Annotated in this window: 14 protein-coding genes; 10 read left to right on the plus strand and 4 right to left on the minus strand. The window is 61.4% G+C overall.

Features of this window, described 5'->3' with window-relative positions:
* The first annotated feature begins 72 nt into the window (after positions 1-72).
* Together LVY65_RS05690 and clpA are read left to right on the plus strand one after the other, a co-directional pair.
* Positions 73-270, plus strand: coding sequence for a DUF1192 domain-containing protein (locus tag LVY65_RS05690; protein WP_235067016.1), 198 nt, complete (start codon positions 73-75; stop codon positions 268-270).
* Between the two features lie 77 nt (positions 271-347).
* Positions 348-2693 (plus strand): ATP-dependent Clp protease ATP-binding subunit ClpA, encoded by a 2346-nt coding sequence (gene clpA / locus LVY65_RS05695; protein ID WP_235067017.1) that lies wholly within the window; start codon positions 348-350, stop codon positions 2691-2693.
* 45 nt (positions 2694-2738) lie between these two features.
* On the opposite strand, the gene LVY65_RS05700 is transcribed toward clpA, so the two are convergent.
* Positions 2739-3647 carry a hypothetical protein gene (locus tag LVY65_RS05700; protein WP_235067018.1) on the minus strand — a complete coding sequence of 303 codons (909 nt, stop codon included), beginning with the start codon at positions 3645-3647 and terminating at the stop codon, positions 2739-2741.
* A 284-nt stretch (positions 3648-3931) separates the two neighbouring features.
* On the opposite strand from LVY65_RS05700, the gene LVY65_RS05705 reads away from it, so the two are divergent.
* The 7 genes from LVY65_RS05705 (at position 3932) to LVY65_RS05735 (ending at position 12005) form a co-directional block, all read left to right on the plus strand.
* The gene (locus LVY65_RS05705; protein WP_235067019.1) at positions 3932-6007 is read left to right on the plus strand and encodes an alpha/beta hydrolase family protein; all 2076 of its coding nucleotides are present in this window, start codon (positions 3932-3934) and stop codon (positions 6005-6007) included.
* 74 nt (positions 6008-6081) lie between these two features.
* Positions 6082-7773, plus strand: a complete 1692-nt coding sequence (locus LVY65_RS05710; protein ID WP_235067020.1) for a M28 family metallopeptidase — start codon at positions 6082-6084, stop codon at positions 7771-7773.
* A gap of 76 nt (positions 7774-7849) precedes the next feature.
* The gene (locus LVY65_RS05715; RefSeq protein WP_235067021.1) at positions 7850-8479 is read left to right on the plus strand and encodes a glutathione S-transferase family protein; all 630 of its coding nucleotides are present in this window, start codon (positions 7850-7852) and stop codon (positions 8477-8479) included.
* Between the two features lie 25 nt (positions 8480-8504).
* Positions 8505-9371, plus strand: a complete 867-nt coding sequence (locus LVY65_RS05720) for a dienelactone hydrolase family protein (RefSeq protein WP_235067022.1) — start codon at positions 8505-8507, stop codon at positions 9369-9371.
* Positions 9372-9584: 213 nt separating this feature from the next.
* Positions 9585-10532 (plus strand): phosphatase PAP2 family protein, encoded by a 948-nt coding sequence (locus LVY65_RS05725; RefSeq protein WP_235067023.1) that lies wholly within the window; start codon positions 9585-9587, stop codon positions 10530-10532.
* A 68-nt stretch (positions 10533-10600) separates the two neighbouring features.
* A complete protein-coding gene (locus tag LVY65_RS05730; RefSeq protein ID WP_235067024.1) occupies positions 10601-11290 on the plus strand; it encodes a ferritin-like domain-containing protein in 690 nt (229 codons plus the stop codon).
* 37 nt (positions 11291-11327) lie between these two features.
* Entirely contained in the window at positions 11328-12005 is a 678-nt protein-coding gene (locus LVY65_RS05735) for an FABP family protein (RefSeq protein WP_235067025.1), read from the plus strand.
* A 3-nt stretch (positions 12006-12008) separates the two neighbouring features.
* On the opposite strand, the gene LVY65_RS05740 is transcribed toward LVY65_RS05735, so the two are convergent.
* Positions 12009-12758, minus strand: a complete 750-nt coding sequence (locus tag LVY65_RS05740; RefSeq protein ID WP_235067026.1) for a Bax inhibitor-1/YccA family protein — start codon at positions 12756-12758, stop codon at positions 12009-12011.
* Positions 12759-12817: 59 nt separating this feature from the next.
* On the opposite strand from LVY65_RS05740, the gene thpR reads away from it, so the two are divergent.
* Positions 12818-13405, plus strand: a complete 588-nt coding sequence (thpR, locus tag LVY65_RS05745; protein ID WP_328282484.1) for an RNA 2',3'-cyclic phosphodiesterase — start codon at positions 12818-12820, stop codon at positions 13403-13405.
* On the opposite strand, the gene LVY65_RS05750 is transcribed toward thpR, so the two are convergent.
* A complete protein-coding gene (locus tag LVY65_RS05750; protein ID WP_235067027.1) occupies positions 13402-15090 on the minus strand; it encodes an N-acyl-D-amino-acid deacylase family protein in 1689 nt (562 codons plus the stop codon). The two genes, thpR and LVY65_RS05750, sit on opposite strands and share 4 nt — an antisense overlap.
* Before the next feature lie 45 nt (positions 15091-15135).
* A complete protein-coding gene (locus LVY65_RS05755; RefSeq protein WP_235067028.1) occupies positions 15136-17145 on the minus strand; it encodes a M13 family metallopeptidase in 2010 nt (669 codons plus the stop codon).
* Positions 17146-17261: the final 116 nt, after the last annotated feature.

Below are 17261 nucleotides of genomic sequence, written 5' to 3' on the forward strand. Positions count from 1 at the left end.
CTCGGCCCCTACGCTCAACCCGGCGCAAGCTTATTGACTTGGCGTTTGCATCGGTCAACGCTTGCCAAAGTCATGGACGAAGATGATTTCTTCACGAGCAAGCCTAGCGACCCGCTGACCCTGCTCGTTCGCCAGGATCTCGGCCCCCTGTCTGTCGACGAGCTCAATGAGCGGATCGAAGCGCTCAAGGCCGAGATCGCCAGGGTGGAACAGCATTTGGCGGATACCGCCCGCCATCGAAACGCCGCCGATGAGTTGTTCAAGCGGTAGCCTGATCCTGCACTTTGCCGCTGCGCCCTTGATCGGAGCGCCCCACCTCACGACATTCAACGGGTAAGGAGACCCGAATGCCCAGTTTTGCGCGTGAACTAGAGACCACACTCCACAATGCCCTCGGCGAAGCATCGAAGCGCCGCCACGAATATGCGACGCTCGAGCATCTCCTGATCGCGCTGGTCGACGATGCGCACGCCAGCCAGGTGATGACCAGTTGCGGAGTCAACCGGGACGAGTTGAAGGCGACCGTAAAGCAATATCTTGATAGCGAGTTGGGGGCCCTGGTCGCGGACAGCGCAACTGATCCGACCCCGACCAGCGGCTTCCAGCGAGTGGTCCAGCGCGCCATCCTACACGTCCAATCTTCGGGCCGCGACGAGGTCACTGGCGCCAACGTCCTTGTCGCTCTCTTCAGTGAGCGGGAGAGCTATGCCGTCTATTTCCTGCAGCAGCAGGATATGAGCCGCCTCGATGCGGTAACCTTCATCAGCCATGGCGTCGGCAAGGGCGACACTTCGGCGGAGCCGAATCCCCCTCAGGGAACCGAGGAAAAGACCGAGCAGAAGAGCGGTGACAAAAAGGAAAGCGCGCTCCAGCAATTCACGGTCAACCTCAACGACAAGGCCAGGGCGGGGAAAGTCGATCCGCTGATCGGCCGCATGCCGGAGGTCGACCGAACCGTGCAGATCCTCTGCCGACGGTCGAAGAACAACCCGCTTTATGTCGGCGATCCGGGCGTCGGTAAGACCGCCATCGCTGAGGGTCTCGCCCGCAAGATTATCGAAGGCGACGTACCAGATGTCCTGAAGGAAGCGGTAATCTATGCGCTCGATATGGGCGCGCTGCTAGCCGGCACCCGTTATCGCGGCGATTTCGAGGAACGACTGAAGTCGGTCGTGACCGAACTTGAAAAAATGCCCAACGCGATCCTGTTCATCGACGAAATCCACACCGTGATCGGCGCCGGCGCGACCAGCGGCGGGGCGATGGACGCTTCGAACCTATTGAAGCCTGCCCTTTCCTCAGGTGCGATCCGCTGCATCGGTTCGACGACCTACAAGGAATTCCGGAATCACTTCGAAAAGGACCGGGCGCTGCTCCGCCGGTTCCAGAAGATCGACGTCAATGAGCCGACCGTCGAAGACACGATCAAGATCATCGCCGGACTGCGCTCGTCGTTCGAGCAGCATCATGGAGTTCGATATACGCCCGACGCGATCAAATCGGCGGTCGAGCTCAGCGCACGCTACATCCACGACCGCAAGTTGCCCGACAAGGCAATCGACGTGATCGACGAGGTTGGCGCGATGCAGATGCTGGTCCCGCCCAGCCGTCGAAAGAAGACCATCACGACCAAGGAAATTGAGGCGGTGGTGGCGACGATGGCGCGGATTCCGCCGAAATCGGTGTCGAGCGACGACAAGCGGGTACTCGAAACTCTGGAAGCGGATTTGAAGCGCGTCGTCTTCGGCCAAGATATGGCGATCGAGAAACTTGCGTCGGCGATCAAGCTCAGCCGCGCCGGGCTGCGCGATCCCGACAAGCCGATCGGCAATTATCTCTTCTCTGGCCCCACCGGCGTCGGCAAGACCGAAGTCGCGCGCCAGCTCGCCTCGGTCATGGGCATCCCCCTTCAACGGTTCGACATGTCCGAATATATGGAGCGCCACGCGGTCAGCCGGCTGATCGGCGCGCCGCCAGGCTATGTCGGCTATGACCAGGGCGGCCTCTTGACCGACGCGGTCGACCAGCATCCCCACTCGGTGCTGCTGCTCGATGAGATCGAGAAAGCCCACCCCGACCTGTTCAACATCCTGCTGCAGGTGATGGACCACGGCAAATTGACCGACCACCACGGCAAGACGGTCGATTTCCGCAACACCATCCTGATCATGACAACCAATGCCGGCGCTGCCGACATGGCGCGCGAGAGCATCGGCTTCGGCGCGATGACCCGCGAGGATGCGCAGGAGGATGCGGTCAAAAAGATGTTCACGCCCGAATTCCGCAACCGCCTGGATGCGGTAGTGCCGTTCGCCTACCTTCCGCCGGCAGTCGTGGCTCGGGTGGTCGACAAGTTCATCCTTCAGCTGGAGCTGCAGCTAGCCGACCGCAACGTCCATATCGAACTGGACGATGAGGCGCGCGCATGGCTGACAACCCGCGGCTACGACAAGCTCTACGGTGCCCGGCCGATGGCCCGGCTGGTCCAGGAAAAGATCAAGCAGCCGCTGGCCGAGGAATTGCTGTTCGGCAAGCTGGTCGACGGCGGCGAGGTAAAGGTCCGGATCAAGGACAATGCCCTGTCGTTCGAGATCGTCCCTGCTCCGCCCAAGGCGCCAAAGGGCAAAAAGCCGGAGCCGCCCAAGGCGAAGGCCAAGCGCAAGGCCAGCGGAAACGCTCCGGCGGCCGAGTAGCGTCGGATAATCAAGTTTGGGGCCGGGATGATCAGCCCGGCCCCACTACCAGAATCGGCTGAACGCAAGTGCCGGAATGACGGACGCCGGCGAATTATGCCCTTTTGGATTGATCCATACGCCAAGGAGGATTCCGGTCCTGTCGCTCCAGTTATATTCGATCGCAGGAGCAAAACCGACGTGCCGGCTTGAAGGAAAGGTCTGCTTCACTTGCGGTCCGACGCTCCCATAGCGGCCCTTGATAGTGGTTTCAGTCGTGGACTCGCGGATGACATCGAGCGCCAGCACCCATTCCTTAGTAAGGCTATATTCCACGGCTCCGATCAGCGTCGTCTTTGAGCCGGGATTGGCATGGCCGCGAAAGCCGGGACCGGTTCCATATACGCTTCGGCCAGTTACGTCGGAACCGTGCGGAAAGGATTTGAGGACATTGATCCTGGCTCGCAGCAGGCGACCGTTCTTGAGCAGGAAATAATGCTGAATATTTGCACCGATCTCAGTTGCATAGGAACCGGAACCGTGACCGTCCTCTGACGGATCTAGGCGATCGTGCTTTCCGGTCGGAATCGCTTCCTGGAGCACGATGGATACGGTCGGTATGCGATTTTCCGGCGTGAAATGGGTCAGGCGAAGCTGCGACAATAGTTTGAAGTCGCCAAGCTTTATCGTTCGGTTTGGTTGTTCCGTGCCGAGCGCGAAATTCGGCTGAAGCCCAACCGTAAAACCATTGAACAGCCCATATTGATAGAAGCCGCTCGATCCCGGGCTATGTTCGCCGCCGGAAATGACATCGAAGAAATAGGGCTCTGTGTAGAAGTGGCCTTTGGGGATCGTCTCCGCATTCGATGCAAGCATCGGCCCGGTCCAGCGAGCGGACTGCATGGCCGCCCGATAGCGTTCCGCGGTCGCAATCTCGGCATCCGCTGACGTTGCCGCATGGGCCGGGACGGACATCGAGCATGCAAGCACGGCCCCGAAAACACGCGGGAATGACTTCATCGACTAGTCTCCAAATCAATTCATCTATGGGTCGCGGTTATGCGGTCGCGGCTGTCGCGGCTTCCCGAACAGACTCGTCAAACTCGAACATCAACTTCAACTGGGGCTCCGCAGATCGAGCCAATAGAAATCCAGCACCGAGCCATAAGTCCGACTGTGGATCGCGAAATGAATGATGGCAGCCTCTTGTGCGACGACGCCATTCTGCTTTGTTGCCGCCCGAGCAAGGGAGGTAATTCATGAATCATTGGCGAGTCGCGCTGGCTGCGCTTGCGTTGGGCACATCGTGGACCGCAATCGCGGCCCCGGCGAATGCGCCGGATCCCAGATTCAGTGGCGGCGATCTGTTCAACCTCGCCGCTGCGTCAGATCCGCAGATAAGCCCCGATGGTCGCTCGATCGCCTATGTGCGCAGGTCGAACGACATCATGACCGACCGCGCCCGATCGTCGATCTGGCTCATCGATACGACCACCGGCGATCAGCGGCCACTGGTAGCCGGTTCGGGCAATCATATGAGCCCGCGTTGGTCGCCCGACGGCAAGCGCTTGGCCTATTATTCGACCTCCGAAGGTGGGGCTCCCCAACTGTTCGTGCGCTGGATGGACACTGGTCAGTGTGCGCGCATCACTGGACTTCCCGACAGCCCGAACGGAATCGCTTGGTCGCCTGACGGCCGGCGTATCGCCTATTTGATGACGGTGCCGGACGAGGGCGCCAAGCTTGGATCCGCGCCGCCAAAGCCGGAGGGAGCGGAATGGGCGAAGCCATTGGAGATCATCGACAAGGTCACATACCGCACCGATGATGGCGGCTATGTAAAGCCCGGCTTCGATCATATTTTCGTGGTGGATGCATTGGGCGGCGCACCGCGCCAGCTTACCTTCGGCGCCTATCACGACGGCAATCCCGCATGGACGCCGGACGGTCGTGCGATCCTGTTCAGCGCGGTGCGCAAGCCTGATTGGGAGATGATCGCCAACGATAGCGAAGTCTATCGGCTCGATGTCGACAGCGGCACCGTCAGCACGCTGACCGACCGGCGCGGGCCGGACAACGCGCCCAAGGTTTCGCCCGACGGCCGCCTCATCGCCTATGTCGGTTTCGATGATCACAAGAAGGGGTTCGAACAGGGCGACCTCTATGTGATGAACGCCGACGGCGGCGGATCGCGCCGCGTTGCCCCTGCGCTCGACCGCTCGATCGACCAATTCGAATGGGCGTCCGACGGGCATTCGATCGTGGCTTCCTATGAGGAAGCTGGATCGGTGGTGGTCAGCCGGATCGGCCTCGACGGCCGCGTCTCCCGGATAGCCAGTGACGTGGCCGGGGGTGGCCTCGACCGGCCCTATGCCGGCGGCGGATTCAGCCTTGCCAGGAACGGAACGGTCGCATTCACGACCGACAGCGTCAGCCGGCCCCCGGATGTGGCGGTTGCGACAGGCGGCAAGGTGCGACAGTTGACGCGGCTTAACGATCTGGCCCTGTCGGGGAAGTCGTTAGGAACTTTGCGCACCCTCGCGGTTACGGCGCCGGACGGATCGCCGGTGCCTTCTTGGATCCTGCTTCCGCCTGGCTACCAGGATGGCCAGCGGGTGCCGACGATCCTGGAAATCCACGGCGGACCCTATGCCGCCTACGGACAGCATTTCTCGACGGACTATCAACTGTACGCGGCTGCTGGCTATGCGGTTCTCTACACCAACCCTCGGGGATCGACTGGCTATGGCCAGGCCTTCGCCGACGGCATCGAGAAAACCTATCCCGACAGCAATACCGCAGACCTGTTGGCGGCTGTCGATGCCGCGGTGGGAAGCGGCATTGCCGATCCTGAAAATGTGTTTGTGACCGGCGGATCGGGCGGCGGCATTCTTACCGCCTGGCTGATCGGCAAGACGGATCGTTTTCGCGCCGCCGCATCGCAAAAGCCAGTAATCAACTGGACCAGCATGTCGCTGACCAGCGACGGGATTCAGTTCTTCGGGCCCTATTGGATGGGTGCGCTGCCGTGGGAAAATTACCAATCCTATTGGGCGCGCTCGCCGCTCAGCCTGATGGCCAATGTCAAGACGCCGACATTGGTCGTGGTCGGCGCGGAAGATTACCGCACCCCGGTTAGCGAGGCCGAGCAACTATATTCCGCGCTCAAGCTGAGAGGCGTCCCAACCATGCTGGTCAAGGTCCCCAACGCCAGCCACGGCGGGATCGCTGGGCGTCCGTCCCAATCTGCGGCGAAGGCGGCGGCAATCATCGCCTGGTTCGACAAATATCGCACCCGCAGGGAGCCGCAGACCGCGGAACGGGCGGGACAGTAATCCGTTCGCTTGACGGCTGACGGTCGGCGCGACCAAGGTCCGCGCCGATCCCTTTCCACCAGGAGAACCGACACGTGCGTAACCTTGCCCTGATTTCGTCGCTCGGCCTGTTGCTTGCCTCGACGCCGCTCGCTGCCCAGACCGCGACCTTCGATACGGCGAGGCTTTCGGCTCACGTCCAAACGCTGGGCTCCGACGCCTTCGAGGGACGCGCGCCGGCAACCGCAGGCGAGACAAAGACGGTTGCCTATCTTTCTGATCAGTTTGCCAAGGCGGGTTTGGAACCCGGTGGCGACATCAAGGACGGCAAACGCGTGTGGACGCAGGCGGTCCCGCTTCTCCGCTCCGAATTCGTCGCGCCGCCACACGTCAGCATCGACATTGCGGGCAAGCCGACGGCCCTGGCGCAAGGCGACCAAATCGCGGTCCGTGCCCCGACCAACGGCGACAAGTCGATGATGATCGACAAGGCCGAGCTGGTTTTCGTCGGCTATGGAGTCAAGGCGCCCGAGCGAGGCTGGGACGATTTCAAGGGGCTCGACGCCAAGGGCAAGATCCTCGTCATGCTCGTCAATGACCCCGATTTCGAAGGTGGTGAAGGCAACTTCGGCGGCAAGGCGATGACCTACTATGGCCGTTGGACCTACAAATATGAGGAAGGTGCCCGGCAGGGTGCCGTCGGGGTATTGGTAATCCACGAGACCGAACCGGCCAGCTATGGCTGGGCAACGGTCAAGAACTCCAACACCAATGCCATGTTCGACATCGTCCGCAAGAACCCGCGGGCCGAGCATCCGTTGTTGGAAGCCTGGATTCAGCGCGATCTCGCTTCGCAGCTGTTCGCTGCTTCCGGCACCAGCTTTGAGGCGATGAAGGCCGCAGCCAAGCGGAAGGACTTCAAGCCGGTTCCCCTGAAAGCCACGCTCGACGTGCATGGCGACGCCAAGACGGAGGTTATCACCTCGCACAACGTTGTCGGGCTGCTGCCCGGCACGGCACGGCCCGACGAGACGGTCATCTATACCGCGCACTGGGACCATCTCGGCATCGGTGAGCCGGACGCCAACGGCGATCGCATTTATAACGGCGCGATCGATAACGGCACCGGGCTTGCCCAGCTTATCGAGCAAGGTCGCTCCTTCGCGTCCGGACCGCGGACTCAACGGTCTGTCGTGTTCATGGCGGTCACGGCGGAGGAAAAGGGGCTGCTGGGCAGCGAATATTACGCCGCCAATCCGCTCTATCCGGCGGCCAAGACCGCCGGCGTGATCAACACAGACGTCCTTGGTGTGCTTGGTCCGGCGCGCGACTTCACGATCCGCGGCAATCAAAAGTTCGGTCTGCTCGACATACTCGTCGAGGAGGGCGCAAAGCGCGGTCGTACCTATACCCCCGATCCGCACCCGGAAACCGGCGGCTTCTTCCGCTCCGACCATTTCACGCTGGCCAAGATCGGCATCCCCGCGATGAGCTTTAAGTCCGGCGAGGACCTGGTCGACGGCGGTAGCGCGCGGGACCAAGCCTGGCAGGCCAACTACACCGCCAAGATGTATCACCAGCCGGACGATGAGTTTTCGCCAGATTGGGATTTCACCGGGATGGCCCAGGATGCCGAGTTGCTGCACGCCGTCGGCCTGAGGCTCGCCAATAGCAACGACTGGCCCAACTGGAGCCCTGACAGTGAATTCCGCGCCGCGCGTGACGCTACGGCAAGCGAGCGAGGCGAGCCGGCCGCTGCGCCGGCCAAGCCAGGCGAGCGTGGATGAACGAAACGAATGTGCCGGCTGGTCAATTATGTTGGCGAGCCGGCCATTCATCCAATCCGAGGGAAGGAGACCCGTCATGGCAAGTGAGTTGACATTCTACACCAACCCAATGAGCCGAGGGCAGATCATCCGCTGGATGCTGGAGGAGATTGGAGCGCCATACGACACCGAGATCCTCGACTATACTTCAAGCATGAAGAGCGACGAGTATCGGGCCATCAACCCAATGATGAAGGTACCAGCCATCGTCCATAAGGGGCGAGTGGTGACTGAGGCGGCTGCGATTTGCGCCTATCTTGCGGATGTCTTCCCTGAAGCGGGTCTCGGACCGCGCGAGGAGGAAAAGGCCGACTATTATCGCTGGCTGTTTTTCGCTGCCGGGCCTCTGGAACAGGCGGTGACAAACAAGGCAGCGGGGTTCGAAGGCAGCGAGCAGCAACAGCGCATGTTCGGCTATGGCCATTACGACTTGGCAGTAAATGCACTGGCAGATCACCTCGCGGGTCGCGACTATATTTGCGGCACCCGCTTCAATGCCGCCGACGTTTATGTCGGCAGTGCCGTGATGTGGGGGACGCAATTCGGCACCCTGCCAAAGCGCGACAGTTTCGTAGCCTACGCCGATCGCCTGTCGCAGCGCGAAGCCTACCGGCGCGGCAAGGCCGAGGACAATCAGCTGATCTCGGAGATGCAGGCCGCGGGCTGAGTCGGAAATACTTGGAGGGGCGCCAATGAATCCGGACAAGCTTCGGCAGGCGATCGATCTCTATGACCGCTTCACTCACGACGGCATGGGTCGGCGGGACTTCTTCGCCCAGTTGACGCTGATTGCCGGCAGTGCTGCTGCCGCGACTAGCCTTATCGGCGCAATTTCCGCGAGTCCGGCCGCCGCGGCAATCGTCCCTCCCGACGACAAGCGCCTGACCACCCGTTCGATGACGTTCGACCGGCCGGCTGGCTACAAGGCCTATGTCGCCGAGCCCCGCACTCGCTCGCTCAAGGCGAGCGTACTGGTGATCCATGAGAACCGCGGTCTCAACGACCATATTCGTGATGTGGCGCGGCGAGTCGCGCTCGAAGGCTTCCGGGCTGTGGCGCCCGACTTCCTGTCTCCGTCGGGTGGAACGTCGGCCAATGAGGATGCTGCGCGCGAGGCGATCGGCAAGCTCGACCTCGCAAAATCGACGACAGAAGCGGCGGCGATGCTGGAGGAGCTTTCCAAATCGAGCCGCGGTGGCAAAGTCGGCGCGGTTGGCTTCTGCTGGGGCGGCGCCTTCGTCAATCGGCTCGCGGTCGCTGCCGGGGACAAACTCGATGCCGGGGTCTCCTATTACGGCCCCGCTCCCGATCCGTCTGAGGCTGTGAAAGTCCAGGCTCCGCTAATGATTCACCTCGCCGGGCTGGACGACCGAGTAGCCCAGACCGCCTTCCCGTGGATCACGGCGCTGCGTGAGGCCAGCAAAAGCGTCACTTATTTCAACTATGACGGCACCAACCACGCCTTCAACAACGACACGTCGGCCGAGCGCTATAACAGGGCGGCGGCAAACCTGGCGTGGCAGCGAACCCTGTGCTTTTTGAGGCGCCATTTGGCATAGCAATCTTTCGCCCTGCACGGAAAATCGCGCCCCCAACTCGGCCCATGCTCCGTTTGGATCGGTTTAACAGCGTTCCGTGCATCGTCGGTTGGCTCGAAATATCGATCCCCGCCCGCCCATTGCAGCCATCTCGAGCTCAGCTAAGCTTGCACTTTGCATCGTTGGGCTTCGCGCCCGGAGAGAACGGATATTCACGACACCAAAGTAACTGACATGACACCGAATTTCGGTGAGGACCGCCGCTGGCTTATGGTGATGGCGGTACTGACGCTGGCCGAGACCGCATGGTGGGCGATCAGCTGGAGTGCGGGCTACGCGCCCATGCCGTTGCTGGGCACCTACCTGATGCTGGCATTTTCAGCACTTGCGGCGGCATTTGTGATCCGCCTGGTCGTGCGCCCACGTTCGCAGCAAGCGCCATGGCCCGGTGTCATTGCAGGCACCTTGCTGGTCGGCGTTGGGGCAAGCCTCTTTCTCCCGCTGAAATATGCGATCCCTTTTGAAGTCGCATTCTGGCTCGATCCCATGCTGGCGTCGGTTGAAGCGAGCCTGTTTGGCGCCGACCTCTGGCTATTGCTTGACCGCATCCTGGGTTGGGCGCTGATCCCGGTTGATCGAATATACGGCTTCTGGCTTCCGGTTCAGTCACTTGCCCTATTCTGCGTCATCCTAGCGGCGCCATCGCAGGCAAAGTCCCGCGCGTTGATCGCCTATGGGCTGGCGTGGTTCGCGCTGGGGGTGGCGTCAGCTGCAGCTTTTTCGTCGGCGGGACCAATTTTCTATAACCGCATCTTCGGCGGCAACCAGTTCGAACCGCTTCGAGAGATGCTCCGCGCCCGCGGCGCCTGGGTCGTGCTTGCCGAATCCGACGCAATGTGGGGCGCACTGGCGAGCGGCCGCCCGGGACTGGTTGCCGGAATCTCGGCCTTTCCGTCTCTTCATGTCGCAATCAGCCTGTGGATCTACCTCGCCGCGCGGACACTGGCGCCCCGCGCTATGCCAGTCGCATTCTGCTATTTCATTTTTGTCTGGGTCGCTTCGGTGCAATTGGGCTGGCACTATGGGAGTGACGGGTTGGCCGGAGCCGCCGGCATGCTCGCGATTTGGTTTGTGGCAGGCAGGATCGAGCGCGCGTGGCCGCGCGCCTCCCGGCAGACGTGATGAGCTGATTGCGGAGCCGACAGTCGCACGCTTCGTTGACGACATGCTATCCCACTAAGTGAGGCAAGATGATCAAGCGATTTCAGCGCCGATATCTCGATCTGCTCGGATCGATTTACATCTACAACGAACATCGGGGTTACACTGCGATCGACCGCGTTCTGGCGGCGGTGCGGGCACGCTGGCCCGACGATCACGCGCTGATATCAACGATCGAAAGCCACCGCACTGACGAGCGCAAACATTATCTGATGTTTCGAAGCTGGTTCGAGCGGCGCGGCATCATGCCACTTGCCGTCGACCGGACCTGCGGACATATTGATCGCTTCGTCGGAATCATGTTCGGGTCGAAGATCGACGACCTGGATCCCTTGCGGATCATTGCGAATGACGGACTGTTCGAACGGATGTGCCGCGTCATTTCGCTAACCGAAAAGCGTGGGCATCGGCAGGTGCAAATCCTGCTTCGACATCCGATCGTTCGCGCCGAAAAGGGATTGATGAAGATCTTTCGTATCATCGAGCAGGACGAACCCAGTCACTGGGCGCCATATGATGCATGGCTTGAAGCGCACGGCAGGCGGCAGTCGAGCTGGTGGGAACGCGCGATTGACGGCTTCATACATTCGGAGTTGTTGCTCCTGAAGCTTCCCATCCTGTTCCTCAACTCGCGCTTGTCCAGGCGCAATGCCTGGCCTGACGAGCAAGACGGATGCGAACGGTCGATTGGCATTCCTTCCTTTGCGGCCGGAGGCTGAGCTATGACTGCCCCATTCGAATTTGGAGGGCAGTCGCATGGATATTCCGGCCGACATCTTTACCGAGCCAGAAGATGTCGCGGTTGAAACTCTCGCCAATCTCGGGCCCCTGCGCCGGCTGGCGGGGGTTTGGGAGGGACGTCGCGGCGTAGACATTAATCCAAAGGCCGAAGGCCCTGAGCAGCGTGAATATTACGAGCGCATCGAAATGCAGCCGATCGATGCGCAGGCCAACGGGCCGCAGCTCTTCTATGGCCTGCGCTACCATGTCCATATCAATACGCCGGAAGAGCAAATCACCTTTCACGACCAGGTCGGCTATTGGCTGTGGGAGCCAGCGACCGGCCTGGTCCTCCAGACGGTAGCCATACCGCGCGGACAAGTGGCGATCGCCGCTGGGCATGCCAAACCGGATTCCGCAAAGCTCATACTTACGGCCGAGCGCGGACAGACCGAGTATGGCATTTGCTCGACGTCGTTCCTCGATCTCGCCTTTCGGACGGATTCATATCGGATCGAGGTCGAATTTCACGACGATGGCGCCTGGAGTTATATCCTGGATACCACCCTTCTTGTTCACGGCCGGGATGAACCCTTCCTTCATCGCGATCGGAACCGCTTGATAAGAGTCGCCGAGCCCGAGCCAAATCCGTGGGCGGCCCATGGAAAAAGGGCCGGCGTTTCCGCCAGCCCTCCAACCTGTCCAATGCAATAGGCTTTAGCGGCGGTCGCCCATAAAGCTTAACAGGAACTGGAACATGTTGATGAAGTCGAGATAGAGGTTCAGCGCGCCCATAATCGCAGTCTTGCCCATCATGTCAGTGCCCGCGACATAGGCGTACATCGACTTGATCTTCTGCGTGTCATAGGCGGTGAGGCCCGCGAATAGCAGGACACCGATCGCGCTGATCGCATAATACATCGCTGGCGAGCGCAGGAACATGTTGATGACCATCGCCACCAACAGGCCGATCACGCCCATGATCAGGAAAGTGCCGAAACCCGACAGATCCTTCTTTGTCGTATAGCCGTACAGGCTAAGGCCCAGGAACGCCGCGGTCACCGCGAAGAAGGTCTGGGCAATCGACACGCCTGTGTAGACGATGAAGATCGTCGACATCGACAGGCCCATCACTGCCGCAAAAGCAAAGAACATCAGCTGCAACGTGGCCGTCGACATTCGATTGATGCCAAAGCTCATCGCGAACACGAACGCCAGCGGCGAGAAGGTGATCAGCCAGCCGAGGCCCGATAGGCCGGTGCCGTTGGCGTTGATCAATACTTCGCGCGCATAGGGTGCGAACAATAGGGAGACGATGCCCGTCAGCGCCACACCGGACGCCATGTAGTTGTAAACACTGAGCATGTAGGACCGAAGGCCCGCATCGCGTGCGGCGCGCGGGACGCCGACCGACACGGCCGGATCAAATCCGCCTGTCGTCGTGCGCGGGTCAAATTGGTTCTGCATTTTCACTCCTTCGTGAAGGAAAGGCCTTCACTCCGCGATATATCGGCAATGTTCGCCCCTTGTTCAAGGAAAACCGGTCGCCGCAAGTCGGCCATTCGACTAACGACATCGCCATGCATCGCCTGTTCGTCGCGCTCCGGCCTTCGGTCGTCCTCCGCCGCCATTGCCTCGACGCCATCGCCGGCGGCCCGCCCGGCTGGGCCTGGCAGCGCGAGGATCAGCTGCACCTCACGCTTCGCTTCATCGGGGAGGTTGAGCGACCGATGGCGGAGGACATTGCATCCGCGTTGGCCTCAATCCACGCCTCGACAGTTGATCTCGGGCTGCACGGAGTCGGCTTTTTCGATCAGGGCCGCCAGGGCATGCTGTTCGCTCGGGCGACTGAGCGTGAGCCGCTTGAAGCGCTCCACAAGAAGGTCGACCGGGCCTTGGTCGGTGCTGGAATGGTACCAGATCGTCGCGCCTTCCTCCCTCACATCACGCTTGCACGTCGACGCAAGGCCGCCATCGACCCTATGGCCTGGCTCGAAGCGCATGCCGGCCTCAGCGCCCCTCCCGAGACGATTGACCACTTCATTCTCTATGAAAGCCGCCTCGGCCACGAAGGCGCTTATTACGAGGCGATAGCGGAATATCCGCTGGGCTAACGACAGCGCCCTGCGCCGGGCCCTTTCACAAAGCGTCCAGGGATAGCGCCGGTATGCTCGCCGTCGCGAAGCACCTGGACGCCGTTGACCAGAACGTGGACCATGCCAATGGCATATTGCTGCGGCTTGGCAAAAGTTGCGCGGTCGGCAACTTTGCCGGCATCAAATATCGCAATATCGGCGAAATAGCCGGGCTTGAGCGCGCCTCGGTCGTTTATGCCCAGATTGCTTGCCGGTAGAGCTGAGAGGCGCCGGACTGCCTCGGCCAACGGCACTCGTTGTTCGTCTCGAACATATTTACCCAGCAAACGCGCGACATTCCCATAGGCCCGCGGATGGGTGCTAGACTTGAGGAACACTCCTTCCGGGGCCATTGCCGCCGCGTCCGACCCGAAGCTCATCCACGGAAGCGTAATTTCGCGTGCGACATTCTCTTCGCTCATTCCGAAATAGACCACCTGGATACGCGTCCCGTCCTCGACGATCAGGTCGGCAACGGTCTCTTCGGGCGATTTCCCGCGGCTCCGCGCCACTTCGCCTAGCGTCTTGCCGGTCAGCGGTTTTAGCTGGTCGGTCTTGAACCCCACGAGGATCACCTTGTCCGGCTCGTCGACAACAAGCTTGCTATTCTCCGACGCGTCCGGCCGCTTCATCTCAGCTAGCGCCTTCGCCCGCTGCGCCAGATCCTTGAGCCGCTCGACCCATTGCTCGATCCCGCCGGCCTGGATCCACAGCGGCATCGCAGCGTCAAAGCCGGTGGAGCTCGCCGGATAAGTGTACATGTCCGCCGTAATCCTGAGGCCCCGAGCCCGCGCTGCCTCGACGCGACCGATCGCCGCGTCGATCTTGCCCCAATTCTCGCGCCCCGATTGCTTGAAATGATAGATTTCCGCCGGTGCGCCAGATTTCTCGCTAATCTGCACCAGCTCGTCGATCGCCTCGATCAGCTTGGGGCCTTCATCACGCATGTGGCTGATGTACATGCCGCCGCAGCGCCCGGCCTCGCTTGTAAGCGCGATCAGCTCCGGCGTTTCGGCGAAATTGGCCGGGGCATAGATCAATGAGGAGCCAACCCCCATTGCCCCTTCGTCCATCGCTTTCCTGACGAGCGCCCGCATCCTCGCCAGTTGCTCCGGCGTCGGGTCAACGTCGCCCTCGCCCAACTCATGTACGCGGACGGTGGTGGCGCCGACAAAGCTGGCGACGTTTGGAGAAACCCCCTTCCGCTCAAGATATTGGAGATACTCGCCAAGGCTCGTCCAATCGATGTTATATTTGATGTCGCCCTGACGCTCGGCTTCCTTGGCCTTCATCTCGGCGTTCCAGGGACCCATGGACTCGCCCTCACCCATCACCTCGAGAGTCACGCCCTGCCGAATGTCGCTTTGCCCGCGCCCGTCGGCGATCAGCGTCTCGCCTGCCCAGCTCAACATGTTGATGAAACCCGGCGCCACCGCGAGCCCGCGGGCATCGATGCTTTGCCTCGCGGAGCCCGCACAGCGTCCCACGCAGACGATGCGGTCACCCTTGATCGTGACGTCGCCGACATAGGGCGTCCCGCCAGAGCCGTCGTAAATCGTCCCGCCGCGCAGGATGATGTCAGCTGCCGCTTGTGGAGATTGCACTGTGGCGCAGGACGCCAGCAGGACGGAAAGGCCAATCAGCCCAAGACGAGATTTCCTCATGGCGCCCACGCTAGCGTGCGCCATGAGGTTGGCAAGCTCGCGAGACTACCAAATCCTGACGCGCTTCTCCGGCGGGATGTAGAACTTCGATCCGGGCTGGATGTTGAACGCCGTGTACCAGGCGTCGAGGTTCCGGGTCGGCCCTATCACGCGGTACCGGCGCGGGCTGTGCGGGTCGGAAGCGACCTGCGTCTTGATCGCGTCGTCCCGCTGTTCGCCGCGCCACGCCTGGGCGAATGACAGGAAGAAGCGCTGGTCGCCGGTCAGGCCGTCGATCACCGGCGCCGGCTTCCCGCCGCGCGAAATCTTATACGCCTCATAAGCGACCTCCAGGCCGGACATGTCGCCGATATTCTCGCCCATCGTCAGGTCGGGGTTGATGAACACGCCCGGCGCCGCCTCATAGGCCGCATATTGCTTGCCGAGCTCATCGGTCAGCTTCTTGAACCGCGCGGCATCGGCGGGCGTCCACCAATCGCGGATTGCGCCCGTGGCGTCGATTTTCCGCCCCTGGTCGTCGAAGCCGTGCATGATCTCATGGCCGATGATCGCGCCAATCGCACCGTAATTGACGGCAGCATCGGCCTCCGGATCGAAGAAAGGCGGCTGGAGGATCCCGGCCGGGAAGACGATCTTGTTTTCCAGCCCGCCATTATAGGCGTTCACCGTCGCCGGGCTCATCGACCATTTCTTCCGGTCGACCGGCTTGCCCAGATCGCTGAGCTGATAGTCCCACTCGAACGCCGCGCTGCGCTTGACGTTGCCGTAGAGGTCGTCCGGTTTCATCACCAGCTTCGAATAGTCGCGGAACTTGTCGGGATAGCCGACCATCACGTCCATCTTGTCGAGCTTGGCGATCGCGGCCTGCTTGGTCGCGGCTTCCATCCAGCTATTGGCCTGGATCCGCAGCGCCGCTGCCTTTTTCAGGTTGATGACCAGCTGCTCCATCATCGCCTTAGACTCTGGCGAGAAGTAGCGCCGTACATAGGTCTCGCCGAGTACTTCGCCGAGCCGGCCGTCGATCTGGCCGATACCGCGGCGCCAGCGTGGGCGAAGCTCCTTTGCTCCGGTCAGGCTCTTGGTGAATTCGAACCGGCTGTCGACGAACTTCTTGGACAGATAATCCGAAGCCTGGTCGGCAACCTTGAACCGCTGCCAAAGCTTGAGCGTGTCGAGCGGCGTCTTATCGTAAAGCGCCGCCAGCGCCTTCACCGCCGTATTGTCGCCGACGATCAGCTTGGGCGACACGACCCCGGTATCCGTCAGGTAGCGATCCCAGTCGAGGCCCGGGGCATAGGCCGCAAGCTGGGCCGGCGTCATCGGATTGTTGAGCTTATCGAGGTCGCGAAGGTCGGCCTGAGGCCAGGACAGCTTCGCAATCTCCGTTTCGAACGCCAGGATCGCGTCCGCCGTTGCCGAAGCGTTCGGCGTATTCGTCAGCTCAAGCGTGCGTTGGATGTAGGCGCGATAGGCATCCCGCTGCGGCTTATACTTGTCCAGCAGGTAATAGTCGCGATCGGGCAGCCCCATCCCGGCCGTTCCGATGAAGGCGATGTTGATGGTCGGGTTGGCCGGGTCGGGAAGCAGCCCAGCCGCGAACAATGTCCCGCCAAAGTCGGACAAGCTGCTTGCCATCGACTTGGTGAAGTCGGCCTTGGTCTTGATCGCGTCGATCCGGGCGAGGTCGGCCATCAGCGGTGCCGCGCCAAGCTGCTCGAGCAGCGCCTCATTCATGTAGCTCGCGTAAAGCGCCCCAAGCTGGCTGTCCGTCGGAGCGCCGGTGACGATCTCCTTCAGCCGTTCCTGGTTGCGGTCGCTGAGCTCCGATCCGACGCCGTTCTGCGACTTGTCGGCCGGGATCTCGGTAACATCCATCCACGCGCCGCTGGCGTAGCGCTCGAAATCGTCGCCGGGATTAGCCTTGAGGTCGCGAGAGCTGAGGTCCACGCCCCAGGTTCCGAAACGGACGCTTCCGTCGGTGGCGGCAGCCGCCGTCTCGGCCGCAGCGGCTGGCGCCGCCATCGCCAGCGGCGCCGCAGCCGCCAAAAGCAACAAATTCCGGACAGCGCGGAAATTCCGCAGCCTTGCAACACTCATGATGACCCCCATCTGATTGTCTGGATTCGTGAACGCGGGACTCTGAACGCTCGCGGCAGCGAATCTAACGGCCA

Source organism: Sphingomonas cremea, from assembly GCF_021502585.1.
Taxonomy (GTDB): Bacteria; Pseudomonadota; Alphaproteobacteria; order Sphingomonadales; family Sphingomonadaceae; genus Sphingomicrobium; species Sphingomicrobium cremea.

What these genes read in the sequence shown, in the direction of transcription:
- LVY65_RS05725 (WP_235067023.1), top strand. Translation starts at nt 9,585, where the DNA reads ATGACACCGAATTTCGGTGAGGACCGCCGCTGGCTTATGGTGATGGCG.
- LVY65_RS05730 (WP_235067024.1), top strand. Translation starts at nt 10,601, where the DNA reads ATGATCAAGCGATTTCAGCGCCGATATCTCGATCTGCTCGGATCGATT.
- LVY65_RS05720 (WP_235067022.1), top strand. Translation starts at nt 8,505, where the DNA reads ATGAATCCGGACAAGCTTCGGCAGGCGATCGATCTCTATGACCGCTTC.
- LVY65_RS05705 (WP_235067019.1), top strand. Translation starts at nt 3,932, where the DNA reads ATGAATCATTGGCGAGTCGCGCTGGCTGCGCTTGCGTTGGGCACATCG.
- LVY65_RS05740 (WP_235067026.1), bottom strand. Translation starts at nt 12,758, where the DNA reads ATGCAGAACCAATTTGACCCGCGCACGACGACAGGCGGATTTGATCCG.
- LVY65_RS05700 (WP_235067018.1), bottom strand. Translation starts at nt 3,647, where the DNA reads ATGTCCGTCCCGGCCCATGCGGCAACGTCAGCGGATGCCGAGATTGCG.
- clpA (WP_235067017.1), top strand. Translation starts at nt 348, where the DNA reads ATGCCCAGTTTTGCGCGTGAACTAGAGACCACACTCCACAATGCCCTC.
- LVY65_RS05735 (WP_235067025.1), top strand. Translation starts at nt 11,328, where the DNA reads ATGGATATTCCGGCCGACATCTTTACCGAGCCAGAAGATGTCGCGGTT.
- LVY65_RS05750 (WP_235067027.1), bottom strand. Translation starts at nt 15,090, where the DNA reads ATGAGGAAATCTCGTCTTGGGCTGATTGGCCTTTCCGTCCTGCTGGCG.
- LVY65_RS05715 (WP_235067021.1), top strand. Translation starts at nt 7,850, where the DNA reads ATGGCAAGTGAGTTGACATTCTACACCAACCCAATGAGCCGAGGGCAG.
- LVY65_RS05690 (WP_235067016.1), top strand. Translation starts at nt 73, where the DNA reads ATGGACGAAGATGATTTCTTCACGAGCAAGCCTAGCGACCCGCTGACC.